This window comes from Paenibacillus thalictri (genome assembly GCF_004307995.1).
Lineage (GTDB): Bacteria > Bacillota > Bacilli > Paenibacillales > NBRC-103111 > Paenibacillus_AF > Paenibacillus_AF thalictri.
In genome coordinates this window covers 16,826-31,470 of the sequence record NZ_SIRE01000011.1, presented here as the reverse complement: position 1 = coordinate 31,470, position 14,645 = coordinate 16,826, and the positions used below count along the sequence as shown (strand labels likewise).

Annotated in this window: 11 protein-coding genes; all 11 read right to left on the bottom strand. The window is 49.5% G+C overall.

What is annotated here, in order from left to right; translation table 11 throughout:
* Positions 1–23: 23 nt before the first annotated feature.
* A complete protein-coding gene (locus tag EYB31_RS16060) occupies positions 24–1,376 on the bottom strand; it encodes a sulfatase family protein (RefSeq protein WP_240762520.1) in 1,353 nt (450 codons plus the stop codon).
* Positions 1,377–1,437: 61 nt separating this feature from the next.
* Positions 1,438–2,778, bottom strand: coding sequence for an ABC transporter substrate-binding protein (locus tag EYB31_RS16055; RefSeq protein ID WP_131014373.1), 1,341 nt, complete (start codon positions 2,776–2,778; stop codon positions 1,438–1,440).
* A 121-nt stretch (positions 2,779–2,899) separates the two neighbouring features.
* On the bottom strand, positions 2,900–4,474 hold the full coding sequence (locus EYB31_RS40240; protein WP_165452446.1) for a response regulator: 1,575 nt from the start codon (positions 4,472–4,474) through the stop codon (positions 2,900–2,902).
* Complete coding sequence (locus tag EYB31_RS16045; RefSeq protein WP_131014372.1) at positions 4,446–6,278, bottom strand: sensor histidine kinase; 1,833 nt, start codon at positions 6,276–6,278, stop codon at positions 4,446–4,448. Before EYB31_RS16045 ends, EYB31_RS40240 begins: the two co-directional genes overlap by 29 nt.
* A gap of 260 nt (positions 6,279–6,538) precedes the next feature.
* Positions 6,539–6,874, bottom strand: coding sequence for a nucleoside triphosphate pyrophosphohydrolase (locus EYB31_RS16040; protein WP_131014371.1), 336 nt, complete (start codon positions 6,872–6,874; stop codon positions 6,539–6,541).
* A 36-nt stretch (positions 6,875–6,910) separates the two neighbouring features.
* Positions 6,911–7,285 (bottom strand): HIT family protein, encoded by a 375-nt coding sequence (locus EYB31_RS16035; RefSeq protein ID WP_165452445.1) that lies wholly within the window; start codon positions 7,283–7,285, stop codon positions 6,911–6,913.
* A 49-nt stretch (positions 7,286–7,334) separates the two neighbouring features.
* Positions 7,335–8,963 (bottom strand): response regulator transcription factor, encoded by a 1,629-nt coding sequence (locus EYB31_RS16030; RefSeq protein ID WP_131014369.1) that lies wholly within the window; start codon positions 8,961–8,963, stop codon positions 7,335–7,337.
* 28 nt (positions 8,964–8,991) lie between these two features.
* A complete protein-coding gene (locus EYB31_RS16025; protein WP_131014368.1) occupies positions 8,992–10,869 on the bottom strand; it encodes a cache domain-containing sensor histidine kinase in 1,878 nt (625 codons plus the stop codon).
* Between the two features lie 143 nt (positions 10,870–11,012).
* On the bottom strand, positions 11,013–12,596 hold the full coding sequence (locus EYB31_RS16020; protein WP_206105460.1) for an ABC transporter substrate-binding protein: 1,584 nt from the start codon (positions 12,594–12,596) through the stop codon (positions 11,013–11,015).
* Between the two features lie 173 nt (positions 12,597–12,769).
* The gene (locus tag EYB31_RS16015) at positions 12,770–13,594 is read right to left on the bottom strand and encodes an ABC transporter permease (RefSeq protein ID WP_131014367.1); all 825 of its coding nucleotides are present in this window, start codon (positions 13,592–13,594) and stop codon (positions 12,770–12,772) included.
* Positions 13,595–13,655: 61 nt separating this feature from the next.
* Entirely contained in the window at positions 13,656–14,600 is a 945-nt protein-coding gene (locus tag EYB31_RS16010; RefSeq protein ID WP_131014366.1) for an ABC transporter permease, read from the bottom strand.
* Positions 14,601–14,645: the final 45 nt, after the last annotated feature.

The following is a 14,645-nucleotide window of genomic DNA, read 5'->3' as shown; positions in this document are numbered from 1 at the left end:
CGATACTCCGAATTGATAAAGAATTATTCCAATTCCATAGGGAGCCTCAATCCCTCGCGAGGATAAGAGGAATGGTTTTTTATATGCGTGTACTTTTCGCGAAGGACGATTTCTTCCTCTTTAGGCCTAGCAATTGGACCTGCCAATATAAAATCAGCGGTTTCTTCCATAATCGTGCGCAACTGATCCGCGAGCGTTTTTTCGATATGGGCAACCTCAGGCAATCCCGCCAGGTTATTGAATTCAAGAGGATCGCTATCCAAATCGTACAGCTCCACGCGGGGTCTGGGAGCGAAATGATCATTCCCCATATCTCTTCGCGTCAAGCTGGCTTCCATACTAGGCATCATATACAGGAGCGGTCCCTCCTGAAAGTTTTGAATGTATTTATGCCGCTTCGTTCGCACACAACGCTTCAAATCGGAAGCAACCTCATTTTTCTCGGAAAAAATGTACGATCTGGGAGTGTACTCTTCTCCTTGCAAGAGTGGAAGAAATGATCGGCCTTGAATATCATTAGGGGTGGGCATGCCTGCCGCTTCCAATAACGTTGGAAAGAGATCGATATTACTCAGCAGATCCGTGACTACCCTCCCATTCGTGCAAACTTGCGGCCATCTCACGAGCAAGGTTGTGTTAATTCCGGGGTCATACAGGGTGCCTTTGGCTCGCGGAAAATCGATTCCATGATCCGTAGTGAATACGACAATGGTATTGTCCTTTAATCCCGCTTTCTCCAGGTTGTTCAATATTTGTCCGATATCTTGATCCATTTGCTTAATAGAGCCGTGAAACATGGCCAGATCCTCACGCGCTCCCGGGGTATCCGCCAAATAACCGGGTACGCCCACTGAGAGAGGATCTCCTTTGGGATAAGCTTCATACGGACGATGAACTTCCCAAAAACCGATCCGTGCAAAAAACGGCTTTGCCGGGGATGGTTGTCGGTCGGCTAGAAAACGATTGACCTCAGAGACAATAAGATTGGAGTTCATCGTTGATTCGTCGCTCATGTAATCAAAATCCGCCTGGTATTGCCCGCGATCGATAACTTCATGCTGATGACCGAACAGATACGTTTCATACCCGCCACTTTTAAGAATCCTTGCCAAAGTCACATTGTGGTCAGGCAAGTTCCATCCAAGGGGAACCAAACCGGTCAACCCGTTCACATGCGGGTATTTCCCCGTCACTATACTTCCTCTGCTCGGGCAGCAATAAGGCGAGGCACTGAAATGATGCGTAAATCGGATGCTTTCTCCTGCGAATGCATCCAAGTTCGGCGTCTCGACCGTTGTTTCTCCATAGCAACCGAGCCTTGTACCCAAATCATGCACAATGATTTCAATGATGTTCGGTTTTTCGAAGTGTTTCATCATCTTGCCTCCAAGTTCTGTAAGAGGAGAAAGGCGTTTCAGCGCCTTTCTCCCGCCACGATTATTTTTTCTTCTGCGTCAAATAATCATTGTGCCTTTTTACAATCCGGTTTATCGTTTCATCCAGTGATTGGGCTTTGGTGAAATATTTCTGGTATTCTTCCTTGCGGATATCGATCACCTGCTGCTCCAGCTTCAACTCGAACGTTTCGCGGTTATCATCGAACAATACCTTTTGCATTGAATCGAGATCGTAAGTTCCTTGCGCGCCTTTGGTCAGCAATTGCGAAACGGCATTTTTATCTATTTCTTTGGAAGCCGGAATTCGTCCGCCCTCGGCCATCGGCAGGATCCCCCCGTCCGCATACCATTTCATAAACTTCCACGCTTCTTCCTTATACGGAGAGGCGGCGTTGATCGAAAGGGCATCGCCTACGCCTCCGAGTACTTTGAATTGGCTCTGATCCTTGCTTACTTTTGGCATAGGGGCAAATGCGATTTTGAAATCACGCGGATAATCTTTCAAATTATTGGAAAATCGGAATATATAGCTCCCTGCATAAAAAATCCCAGCGTTTCCTTTCAGAAATTCCGCTTCCGTCGGCATCTTGTTCGCGATTTGCTCACCCAATGCCGGTGTACTCTTCTGGTTAAACATCATATTATACATAATTTCCAAATATTTCTTGGCGTAGGGATCACCTAAATTCGACGTTCCGTCGGGTTTCACATTGCCGCCGGAACCCTCGATCGATCCGTCCATCGGATAATCGAATTCAGTCAACGTCTGCAGGAAACCTTGGCGTTGTCCCTTCTTCAATTTGTCTGCATATGCCTGCACATCTTCCCAAGTCCAATCAGTAGGTACTGGCAGGCCGACCTCATCCAAAGCCTGTTTATTAAGCCAGATAAAGAAATTTTTCTTTGTTGTCGGAATAGAGTAATTTTTCCCGTCGATTTGCCAATCTTTCGCTGCCGGTCCGATTTTTGCCTCAATATTGTAATCACTGAATTGCCCCAGGTCCAGCGCATTGCCGGACCTCACTCTTTTCTCCAGGCGAGGCACAAAATAGCTCATAAACAGATCGACGCCCTGCCCGGTCATGAGTGCAGTATCCAGTTTCAGGTTTCCGGGATCATCGTTCACATACCTGACATACTCCACCTGAATGTTCGGGTTCTCCTTGTTCCATTTGTCGATGACCTGCTGTGGCCCGGCTTCCGGCGGCACCCCTCCCCAAAATTTCAGCTTGACCACCTTGGCTTCTTTTGGCTTGTCACCGGATTGCGTTCCCGCTGAAGGTGCCGAGCTATTAGTGCCGCCGTTCGAAGAGCATGCAGCTAGCAGCGAGCATGCCGTCAGGACGCTTAGCACGGTGCTCCATTTCGTCTGTCTAAACATAAAAACGTTTCCTCCCTGTATAGACTTGGTCTTTCACTAATACCTTACCAAGTCTCCTCTCCGCTACGAAGAATCATATCCAAGGAAAACAAGGCACAAAACACGCCTGTCTTCGACCCGTTCAAGACAGCTGAGAACTGTGATTTGTGCGATATTCCGAAGGAGTCACGCCCACCATCCGCTTGAAAATCCGGTTGTAATAGTTGACGTTGACGAACCCGACCTTTTCGGCGATCTCATAGATGGGCTGCGTCGTCTGCGTCAAATCGTATTTCGATTTATCCACACGGATTCTGTGCAAATATTTAATGAGCGTTTCTCCTGTCTTTTGTTTAAACAAATTGCTTAAATACGTTTCATCCAGCGATACGTACGCAGCCATCGACCGGACCGTAATCGGACTGCCGTAATGCTTTAAAATGTATTCCTTTAATTTATTGATCTCCACATGATCGGTCGGTTTCTCCACCGACGTAATCAACAGGCTCATATACCGCTCCATTCGCGCGGCCAGCAGTTGTTTCAGGCCGTCCGCGCTGATCGCAAGCCACAGCTCGTCCGGGGATTCCGGCTGCCTTCTCGCTTGGCGAACAAGCGTCTTATCCATCTGTACGGCAAGCTCCTTCACCTTCGCCATGCCGATGTTCAGCCGCTTCAGAGCGGCCCACAGCTCGTCTAACAGCGTCAGGCAAGCGTCAAGCCGCATCTGCTCGAATTGCTGAAAAAACCTAGTTTCCTCCGCCCAATACCATTCAGCCCCCGCTTGGCTCGAATTTGGCGGCAGTAACGGCTGAGATAAGGGTAAAGCGACCGGCGGCAGACCCGCTGCCGGCACCGAGGCATCCGCCTGCTCTGCGGCGTACCAGTGTGCATTCATTCGTTCCGCCATCGCGGTCCAAAGCTCCGCCATCCTGGCGCCTTGGGCCATTTCGGAAGCCTGTACGATCAACCGACCCGATTCTCCCACTGTGGGAGCGGTTACGGATGCGAGGGCAGATTCGATTATGGTTGCGGGTGCGGCTCCGGAGACTGCGATCGGTTCCGACGACCAGATGAACACCGTGGTTTGCCCATATCGGGTAAATACGTGTACGATGCACCTCTCCGACTGCTTTAATAGTTTAAGAGAATGGAACTCGGCTGCACTGTAATCCGCTTGTTCATGAAGAATGCCGAATATCCGGAGCCATTTGCGATTAGCTTCTCTTACAGGTGGAGCGGGATAGTCTCCAACTGCGTGCGGTTTTGACGGATCAAACAAACGATGCCAAATGTCTTCGTAATACCGGGAAGTTTCGTACCCGTCGTACTGCAAGCTTTTTTCCAGCTCCTTCCGCACCTTAAGCAGCGTTTCCTGCAGCGACTTGATGCTCATCGACAACTTCAATATATAATTGGAGGCACCGTATTCCAGCGCTTCCCGCGCATAGTGAAAATCGTTCAAGCAGGTCAGCATTACAAACTTGCACGCATAACCCCGCTCTCTTACCGTTTTGAGCAGCTCCAGCCCGTCCATTTCCGGCATCATAATATCGGTGATCACCAGATCGGGGTTGCTTACTTCGATCATATCAAGCGCTTCTTTGCCATTCCCCGCTTCACCGACCAGCGTAAATTGGTATTGCTCCCACGCAATTATTTCCCGGATCGATTCCCTGATGAACAGTTCATCCTCTACCAGCAGTACTTTCCACATCACCCGTAACCTCCATTTCAAAAGGGCTCGACAGCAGCAGCGGGAACGTAAACCGGACCCGGGCTCCTTTCTCCAGCGGAATGAGCTCAAGCTCCGCTTCCTGCTTAAACAATATTTGCAGCCGCTCTCTCAGGTTGGACAACCCGATGCCTTTACGCAGCGTACCCGCTTTAACCGCCGGCGTCTTGGACATATGCAGCCCTTTTCCGTTATCGTCCACCTCGATCGTCAACCGTTTGCCTTCGGCACGGATACGTACGATAATTTCCGCAGACTCCAGCATGTTGGAGAAACCGTGATAGATGGAGTTTTCAATCAACGGTTGAAGACTCAGCTTCGGAACAAGCGCATAATCGTATTTCTCATCATATTCGTAACGGATGTCGCAAATAAACTTGAAGCGGTACTGCTGAATATGGATATAATCGTTCAGCAGCTCGATCTCCTTCTTCAGATGAATCATTTCAATTTCCGAGTTTAAGCTTGTCTCCAGCAGTTGGCCAAGCGAAATGCAGATGTCCGCAATATCGTCGTTTTGCTTGCGCAAAGCGATAAATTTGATCGTGCTTAACGTGTTGAACAAAAAATGCGGGTTCATTTGCGACAGCAGCATTTGGAAGCGGACGGCCTCCTTCTGCACCTGCTCCAGCTTGAGCTTATGCAGCATGTCCTTCATATCGCGGATCATCTGGTTAAAAGTGCGCGTCAGCTCCTGTACTTCGCCGCGTGCGTTTGTATCGGTCAGCGGAATTTCCAGCCGGTGGTTCACGACTTGAACCATTTTTTTGCTTAAACGCTGCAGCGGTTTGGTGATCGAAGAGGCGATAAATAAGGTGATACACGCGAAAAGCACGGCAAACGTGCAAAAAATCGCAAAATATCTCATTTTCACCGTGTGAATCTCGCTTAACAATAAATCCGACTTCATATAGCTGACCAAATACCAGTTCAAAGCCGGAATGTAGTTGTAGAGCACGATGGTCGACGACGCTTCGTCGATAAAATACCCTTCCGTATCTTTCGAGGCGAGCAGCGATTGCAGCGCCGAGGCGTTAAGCGGCGGTCCGTCTCCGGAGCTGACAAGCATGTCACCCGATCGGGAAACGATGCTGTACATCTGCGAGTCGACGCGGTCCTGCATCGCCGCACGAAACCAGTTGTGGTAATCGAGGCTGACCCGCGCATAACCCATCGGCTGGTTGTTGCTGTCAAGCAAGATGCCCAGCAGCGTCAACAGGTCCGGACTGCTCGAACGATCGCCGGACACATAGTTTGGGTCGGGCGTAATCCAGCGGTGCGGCGTATACCCTGCCCCTCGCGTCAACCCGTACTCTTTCAGAAAAATGTCGTAATCCAATATTCGCTTGGGCATAAAGGAAGCGTACATGTGCCCGTAAAAATCGGCTACCGTAAAGTAAACCTGCGGCGAATGGTACAAAAACAGCGAATCGTCCAAAGAAACCAGTTTGTCTTCGACAATTTTCGTACGCCTAAAATCCGAATTGAGGTCAGGCTCGCGCAGCTGCGCGGCAACCGTCTGGTCTTTCTCCACGATATAAAACGCTTTGGTCAAAATGCTCAGCACGTCGTCCAGGCTTTTGCGCGTCATTGCCAGATTGAAAGCGCTTTTCTGAATCAATTTGTCCTGCAGCGTCGTTTCGATTTCCCGGAACGTATACACGAATCCGATGGACATCGGAACAAACACACACAAAATAAACGCGGCAAACAGCTTGTTTTTCAGCGTTGCCGGCCAAAACCTGCTTACGCGCGCTGAAACGAGTTTTATTTCGATTCTATTCATAAGCAGCCCTGCGCGGCCAACCCGCGCTCCCCTTTCAAATATGCCGAAGAGCTGTCTTTTGTTTCAGTCAAAATGATCCATGGATTCACTTGTGCATCGTCCTTCGCTGTATAATGGTAAAATGGCTCTTACCTTGTATTGTACACGGATCGCGTCTTCCTTCACATTCATACATTTTGCGTGTATATAGAACAAATCACAGATTTTAGGTATCCCAACAAAAAAAAGCACCCTCTCGGATGCTCTTCTTATGTTACAAACTATTCACTTGTGCTAATCAGAAGAAGCTTTTGCTGAAACCCGCCGCGCTCCTCCAGCTTTTGTTTCCTGATCCGCTCAAATTGCTCTATCGTTGCGCCGCTGTTTACAATGATTGCGTGGATCACCTCAACCATATCGGCCAACTCTGCCAGCCTTTCCTCCGGGGATGCCGTTACATATTCCTGCAATTCTTCATGCAGCTTGCCATTGAGCTTCGCTTTATATTCGGACTGGCTCAGCTCGCGAATCGAATAGTTGATTCCTTTGGCATCCAGGATTTCAGGTATTTTATCGCGAATCAGCTTATTATACGTTCTTATACGGATGTCGCTCATACGGCCGGTTCTCCTCATTCCGCTTTTGTTATGACGTCACAGTTCCGGCTTTATCTTCGCGATGAACTGCCGGATGTCCGCTTCGCTGACGGGCTGGCCCGTCCCTTCCGGGCCGGCGGCCCGCTGAATCAGCTCCAGCCCTTCAAGCAACACGCCTGAGCATCGTGGAATCAGGTGGAGATGCAGATGCCGGACGGTCTCTCCCACGGACAACGTGTAGACACGTTCCGCCCGAATTTCTTTATACAGCATGTTTTCCAGACGGGCGATCAGCCCGGGAAGCTCGGCTTGTTCTTCCCCCGTCAGTTCCTGCCACGATTCGGCATGCCGTTTTGGCTCTATATACAAATACCCGACCAGCCGTTTCTCCACGGGAGCGTGGTAAACCGCATAATATGTGGTCTCCGTCACGAAATACGGATCTTCGCTTTGCCGCCCCTGTCTCTGGCACAATTTGCAATTATTCATGAGTACCGCCTTTTCCTTTCATTTTTCCGGGGCTGACGCCGATATATTTTTTAAACAGCTTGCTGAAGTAAGCTTCGTCTTTGATGCCTACCTTCTCCGCCGCCTCATACACCTTCAAATTACGCTGCATGATCAAATCCCGCGCCTTTTCCATTTTGGTGCGGTTGACAAAGTTAGTAAAACTGTCGCCCATTTCCTTTTTGAAAATAAAAGAAAAATAACTCCGGCTCATATTGGAAAACCTGGCGGCGTCCTCGAGCGAAATGTTTTGTTCGATATTATCGTAGATATACCGTTTGATGCCCATAATTTCCGGTCTGGCCATCGCTCCTTTAACCGCCAGCATCGCCTGGCTGAAGCCGGCCATGAATTCGTCAACGCAGCTCCTGATGTCAGCCAGCGATTCCGCTTCCAAAATCAATTCCGTCCATTTCAATTTTGAGTCTCCGTATGCCGCCGGCACCTGCTCTTCGTACGGCTTCAGCACCTTCATAAAAATATACAGCATATTTAATACCGCGGTTTTGACGCTCATCGGGTGATGATCCGCATCGGACAAAATGCCGTCGAAAAACCGGCCCACGAAAATGTTCACTCCGTCGTAATCGCTTGCCTCAATATAATCCATAAGCCGCTTTTCTTCATCCAGGCTGAAAATGATTTCCTTATCGCTGAAGTCCGGCAGCATGTCGGCAAACAAAATACTTTCCCGGCCTTGATAAAAGCGGTGTCCGGAAGCACGCTTCGCTTTGGCGTACAACGCCGGAACTTCCTTCAAGCTGCCGGTTTTGCCTGATACGGCGAAGGAAACGGTAATATTCAAGTAGCGCTGGAGCGAACGGTTCATTTTTTGAAAAAATTCGGTCAGCACCTGACGGTGGGAAGCGGCCTGAACTGACGCATCAAGCAATATCAAATAATCGCCTTCATCCATTTCGGCGAATTCGGCTTTCGTCAAATCGGCAAGGCCTTCCATCAAAATATTAATAAACGACGAGCTGAGCAGATGGCTGTCCTTCAGCCTGCTTTTTGCAGGGGCGTTATCATAGTCGTCGATTGTGCAATAAATGACGAGGAATTGGGTGAACGCGGGCTGCACCTGCATAATCGAAGCTTCCTTTTGAAAATCGGCGTAACCGGTCGAGCCGCTCAGCAGTTTTTTGTACAAGCCGTTTTTGATCACCTGCTTGTTCGCTCTCAGCACCGACTCGAAAGTGATCTTTTCTTCGTTTTGCAGCCGTTGCTTCTCGACTTCCGTCTTCGTTTTGAGCAAAATTTCCAAGAGACTGTCGGGCTGCATGGAAAGCTTCAGTATATAATCCTCGGCCCCAAGCCGCATCGCTTTTTTGACGGCATCCATCTCGTTGTAGCAGCTTAAAACGATCACCTTGGTACCGGGATAACGCTCGGATAAATGTCCAATCAGCTCAAGGCCGTCCATATTGGGCATCAGTATATCGGTGAGCACGATATCGGGGCGGGTTTGTTCGATCAGCTCAAGCGCTTGTATGCCGTCTTCAGCTTGCCCGACAAATTCGAAGTCGTATTTCTCCCATTCGATGCATGACTTGATGCCGATCCGGACCAAAGCTTCATCGTCAACGATAATAACCTTAAGCATAGATAAGACCACTCCCTCCTGCGGATGTTTATTCCAAAGCTTCCTGCTCCCTCCGTACGGCCGGAATGATGACCGATACCGTAGTCCCCTGCTCTCCGAAGGACGAGATACGCAAACCGAACGGCTCCCCGTATTTGAGCTGCAGCCGGTCGTGAATATTCCGCAGTCCGACCCCGCTGAATTTGTGCTGCCCGCTTGCCTCTTCAGGCGACTCGTTCAAAATTTCGCGGATCCTGAGTTCGTCGATGCCTTCCCCGTTGTCGCTTACGTCGATCTGCAGGCGATTCCCTTCCAAACGGGCTCCGATTTCGATGCGGCCTCCGCTTTTTTTGTTTTTTAATCCGTGCAAAAAGCAATTTTCCACCACAGGCTGCAGCAGCAGCTTGATGATCCGGTAATCGTTGAATGCCGGGTCGATCGCCACATGCAGCTCAATGCTGTCATTGTAGCGGGCGTTCTGGATATTCATATACGCTTTGACCAGCCGCAGCTCTTCCTTAAGCGCAATTTCCTCTTCGCCCTTCTTCATGCTGACCTCCAGCAAGCTGCCCAGATCGGCGATCATGCTGGACGCATTCGACGCTCCGTTCATCATCGCGGTCCACTTGATAATATTTAAAGTGTTAAACAAAAAATGCGGGTTGATCTGCGCCTTTAGCGCTTCGTATTTCAGCTCCTGTTCCCTTTTCTGCTCGCCCATTACTCTAAGCACAAGCTCGTCGATCCGCTTAAACAGCAGGTCGAAGCTTTTGACGATGCTGTTCACATCGTTGGAATAAGAGATATCTTTAGTACCGACGCTGTAAATGCCGATCTTTTTTTTCCTTAAATCTCTGATCAGCAGCTTTAAGGGATTTGTAATATATAATATCAAAGCGACACTGGACAACAAGAACAAGCCAAACACGATATAATTGATCGTTAACACTTTATTTTTAAGACTGGAGGTGTTGTTCATGACGTCGGCGTATGGAATAACCGAAACGACCGTCCAGTTCAACCGGTTTAAAATGTAATAAGTCACCATGTAGCGCTTGTTGTCCGACGTGCCGATAAAATAGCCCTTTTGGGTGCCGTAAAGCTTCAAGTCCTTCTTTACGTTGTCGATATCTTCAACATCTACGTCGCCCGACGTTTTGATAATTTGATCTTGGCCGTCAAGCAGCAGGATTGAACCCTTGGAACGGACCGTAAACAACGAGACAAAATTGTCCAGATCGAGATTGATCATGACGATACCGAGCATTTCGCCGGTAAGGCTGTTTTTGATCGACTTGGCCAGCGAAACGTAATGCTTCTCATCCGTAAGCTTGGAGGTGCGGTAAACGAATGGCACGGTCCACACCGAATCTTTTTCATGGCGGACGAGTGAACGGAACCATTCCTCATCCTTTAGCTCCTGGCCGAACTCCTGCTTAAAATTCAAGTAATCCTGATTCATATCGATATCGCTTACAATGTTGCCCATGACATTGCTGACGAGACCGTCCGAGCTGATAATGATCATGTGTGCGTTATAATTAAAAAAGTTGTTGTTTTTCGTAAAATTCAAGCGATTTTCGATTTTGGACATGCGGGCGTAGTCCTCCGGCGCAAGCTCCTGTGGAAGCTTCATCGTACTGAACGGCTTGAAGTCCGGGGTCCGCCGGTAAGCGCTCAAATTGGAGGTCACGGTATCGTCGAGACTAAGCACATTCGACAGCTTCATCATATCCAGCGTCACATTCTCAACCTGATTGCCCACCTGCTCCAAATTGCTGATCAAGAGATCGGACGTTTCTTTCTCGAACAACGTTTCCGTATGCTTAAAGGTGATGTTCAGCGAGAAAAATACGGCGATAAAGACGAGTATGACAATAGAGACGATCATCCGAATCTGAAGATTTCGAGACAGAAATCCAAACATGTTCCTGAGCTTGTACAGAATCGTTTAGACCCCTCTTTTCCGCGAAAGCATGGTGTTGAATCTATTGTACTAGACTTTGAGCCGGTCCATCAACAAATGATATAAGATGCCCCCAGACGCATCCGGGGGCCACAGGTCGCAAGCTACTTTATAAATGTGTCTTCAAGCGTAATACCGGATTGGAACGATAAGAAGCCCGGCATATTTTTAAACCCTCCGACAGTTGCCTTCATGCCATACGCTTGCTCGCGCCACGACAAATAAACAAACGGGGACAGGTCAAGCGCGCGGTCAATCAATTTATCGTAAATTTCTTTGCGTTTCGCCTCGTCCAGCTCCTTGCGCCCGTCAATCAACAGCTTATTGATTTGCGCGTCGTCGAAGAATGCCGAATTGTTCAGCCTCGCCGGGCCGCCGGTGTAGAAGTTGCTGAGCCAGTCCGCGTCCGTAATGTCTCCGGATGTGCCCGCGACAACAAAGTCGTAGTTGCCTTCCGTATTTTTCTTGACGCGAGTAGCCCAGTCAGGCAGATCCAGCTCCACTTCGATGCCGACCTTCTTTAATTCGGATTGTACCGCTACCGCCGTTTGCTGATGATAAGAAAATTGCGATGTCGATAAGAGGCGGGCTTTAAAGCCGTTCGGATACCCCGCTTCAGCCAAAAGCTTTTTCGCCTTTTCAACATTGTAATCGAAATAATTTTCATTTTTTTCATTGTAGCCCATGTAGCCCTGCGGAATGGCCATGCCGTAAATCGGCTTGCCCCGTCCGTTAAACGCCGTGTTGATGATCGTTTTGCGGTCGATCGCATACGATATTGCTTTTCTCACCCGCGGATCGCTGAACGGCGCGAACTGTGTGTTGAACTGCAGCTGCATAAACGGTCCGCTGACTCCATCCAGCTTCAGCTTTGAATCCTGCTCAAGCGCTGCGGCATCCTTCCAGGGAACGGTGTCGATCAAGTCGACATCCCCGGCTTTCAGCGCGTTAACCCGCGTATTTTCGTCCGGATAAAAAACAAATCTTAAGTTGTCCAGCTTGACCCGATCTTTCTTATAATAGCCGTCGAATTTTTTCACAACGAATTCCTGGCCTTTAGTCCATTTGACGAACTGGAACGGACCCGCTCCCATCGGAGCTGCATTCAAATCGCCGTTTTTCTCTTCGGTCCACTTCTTGGAGACAATGACTGATTCCGGCAACGCCAAGTAATGGATAAAAGGCGCGGAAGTTTCTTTTAATGTAATGGCCACCGTTTTGGCGTCGGTCGCTTCAATTTTATCGATTACGGACAGCTCGTTGCGGAACGTTGCGTTATTTTTCGGATTGGCGATGCGTTCGAAAGTGTATTTCACATCCTCGGCGGTGACAGGGTCGCCATTTTGAAACTTGGCGTCGCGCAGCTTGAACGTATACGTTTTCTTATCTGCCGACAGCGAATACGATTCGGCCAGTTCGTTGCTCAGCTTGCCTTCCTTATCGTAATTGACAAGCCCGCGATAGATGGCTAATTTAATTGTTCTGCCGTGGGTACCGTTTTGTACAAGCGGATCCATGGTCGTCGGCTCGCCGGATAAACCAAAAATCAGATTTTGGCTGCTTCCTTTACCCGAGCCGTCCGTTTTTGCCGAGTCCCCGGTTTTGCTTGTTCCCGCTCCCCCGCAGCCGCTGAGAATCAGAATCGCGGCCATTACTACAAGCATTGCTTTTGTCAAACGTGTTACCATTACTGCATGCCTCCCCTTAAGTTTATAATACAAATCTAAAATAAAGACAGCACCTGGAAATTACTGCCGTTATTAGCCAAGTTGCGAATTTGCTGCTGCGTGGGGGTCGACCGCCGCCATGCGGCGCCGGGACATGCGCCCCTGGATTCGTACGCGCTGGAAATGCGCCAAGGTTACGAACGGTTCAGCTTCGGATCCAAAATATCGCGCAAGCTGTCCCCAAGCAAATTGACCGCAAGAATGGTAATGCCAAGGCATAATGAAGGCCAAACCGCGTACATCGGGTTTAAGCTGATATACCCCCGAGACTGCCCGATCATCTGCCCCCATGACGGTTCCGGCGGAACGACACCCAAGCCGAGGAAGCTGAGCCCCGATTCAAGCAAAATGGCGGCAGCGATCGTCAGGCTGATTTGGATAATCAGCGGAGACATGATGTTGGGCAATATGCAGCCGAACAATACACGGCTATGGGACGCGCCCAGCGACAATTCGCTCTCTACGTATTCCTGCTGCTTGATCTGCAAAGTCGATGAATAGGCGATCCGGGCAAAATGCGGAGCGTACACGATACCGATGATCAGGATCATATTTTTGACGCCTGCCCCCCAGAAACCGACTACCATCAGCGCGAGCAAAATCGGCGGAAAACATAAAATGATATCGACGGCCCGCATGATCGTTTTTTCCGCGAACCCCCGGAAGTAACCCGATACAATTCCCAGCAGCAGTCCTATGGTAAACGCCAGCGCCGTCGAACCAAGCGCTACGGTCAGCGACGGACGAATCCCGATAATCATCCGGCTCATAATATCTCTGCCGAATTCGTCGGTACCAAGCGGATGCCCCGGCAACGATGATTTAAGCACGAGATCGGGGTGTATTTCAAGCGGATCGTAAGGAATGATCCACGGTCCGATCGCTGCGATGATGAGAATGGGCAGCAGCACAATCGAGCTGATGACAAACGTTTTATTCCTGATGCACTTATTCAGCATAAATCCAACTCCTTGACGGTATTGCGCCTGTTCAGAAAGCACAAGCTGCCTGCTGCCGGAATTAACGCACTCTCGGGTCCATCAGTCCGTACAACAGGTCGACCGCGATATTGACAACGATAAAAAATGTGGCCATCACGACGATGCAGCCTTGAATCAGCGGGTAATCGCGATTGGATATCGAGGTGACCAGTAGTGTGCTCATGCCGGGCCAGTTGAACAAATATTCGATGAGCACCGTCCCCCCGATCAAATTGCCGAGCTGCAGGCCGATGATGGTAATGACGGGAATGATCGCATTGCGGAATGCATGCTTGACGATGATTTTCCACTCCGGCACTCCTTTGGCTCTAAGCGTCTGGATAAAATCTTTGTTCAGCACCTCCAGCATGGAGGAGCGCGTCATTCTCGCGATCGAGGCGGCCAGGCCTAATGCGAGCGTCAACGCGGGCAGCGCCAGCCGCATCATATGTTTGCCCGGGTTGTCGCTAAATTCGACGAAACCGCTGGCAGGAAACCATTGAAGCTTGAAGCTTAATACCAGAATCATAAACGCACCCAGCACGTACACGGGAAACGACACGCCAAGCGCCGCAAATGAGGACAACACCAGATCGATCACGCTTTGCCGTTTCAATGCCGCCGCGATGCCAAGCGGAACGCCGATCAACGTAGCTAGTATGATCGATACGACCGCAAGCTCAACCGTATTCGGGAGCCTTTGCGAAATATACGTGGTGACCGGCGTTTTATCGAAAAGGGATTGTCCCATATCGAGCTTTGCAAAATTCATTAACCAATGGGTGTATTGCTTGATTAAGGGCTGGTCGAGCCCCAGCGTATGACGCATTTCCGCCACCGCCGCCGCGTCGCCGCCTCTTTCGGTGCCAAGCACAAGAACGGCGGGATCCCCTGGCATAAAATGGATTAATGAAAATACCAAGGTGCCGACCACAAGCACCTGAATAACCAGAAGCGCTGCTTTTTCGCTTATAAAACGAATCACGTTTTCACCTTCTATTCTGTAAATTTGCACAATTTACAGTTATTC

Excerpts from the sequence above, each read along its gene's own strand:
- EYB31_RS16060 (WP_240762520.1), bottom strand. The coding sequence starts at position 1,376 with ATGAAACACTTCGAAAAACCGAACATCATTGAAATCATTGTGCATGAT.
- EYB31_RS16055 (WP_131014373.1), bottom strand. The coding sequence starts at position 2,778 with ATGTTTAGACAGACGAAATGGAGCACCGTGCTAAGCGTCCTGACGGCA.
- EYB31_RS40240 (WP_165452446.1), bottom strand. The coding sequence starts at position 4,474 with ATGTGGAAAGTACTGCTGGTAGAGGATGAACTGTTCATCAGGGAATCG.
- EYB31_RS16045 (WP_131014372.1), bottom strand. The coding sequence starts at position 6,278 with ATGAATAGAATCGAAATAAAACTCGTTTCAGCGCGCGTAAGCAGGTTT.
- EYB31_RS16040 (WP_131014371.1), bottom strand. The coding sequence starts at position 6,874 with ATGAGCGACATCCGTATAAGAACGTATAATAAGCTGATTCGCGATAAA.
- EYB31_RS16030 (WP_131014369.1), bottom strand. The coding sequence starts at position 8,963 with ATGCTTAAGGTTATTATCGTTGACGATGAAGCTTTGGTCCGGATCGGC.
- EYB31_RS16025 (WP_131014368.1), bottom strand. The coding sequence starts at position 10,869 with ATGTTTGGATTTCTGTCTCGAAATCTTCAGATTCGGATGATCGTCTCT.
- EYB31_RS16020 (WP_206105460.1), bottom strand. The coding sequence starts at position 12,596 with ATGGTAACACGTTTGACAAAAGCAATGCTTGTAGTAATGGCCGCGATT.
- EYB31_RS16015 (WP_131014367.1), bottom strand. The coding sequence starts at position 13,594 with ATGCTGAATAAGTGCATCAGGAATAAAACGTTTGTCATCAGCTCGATT.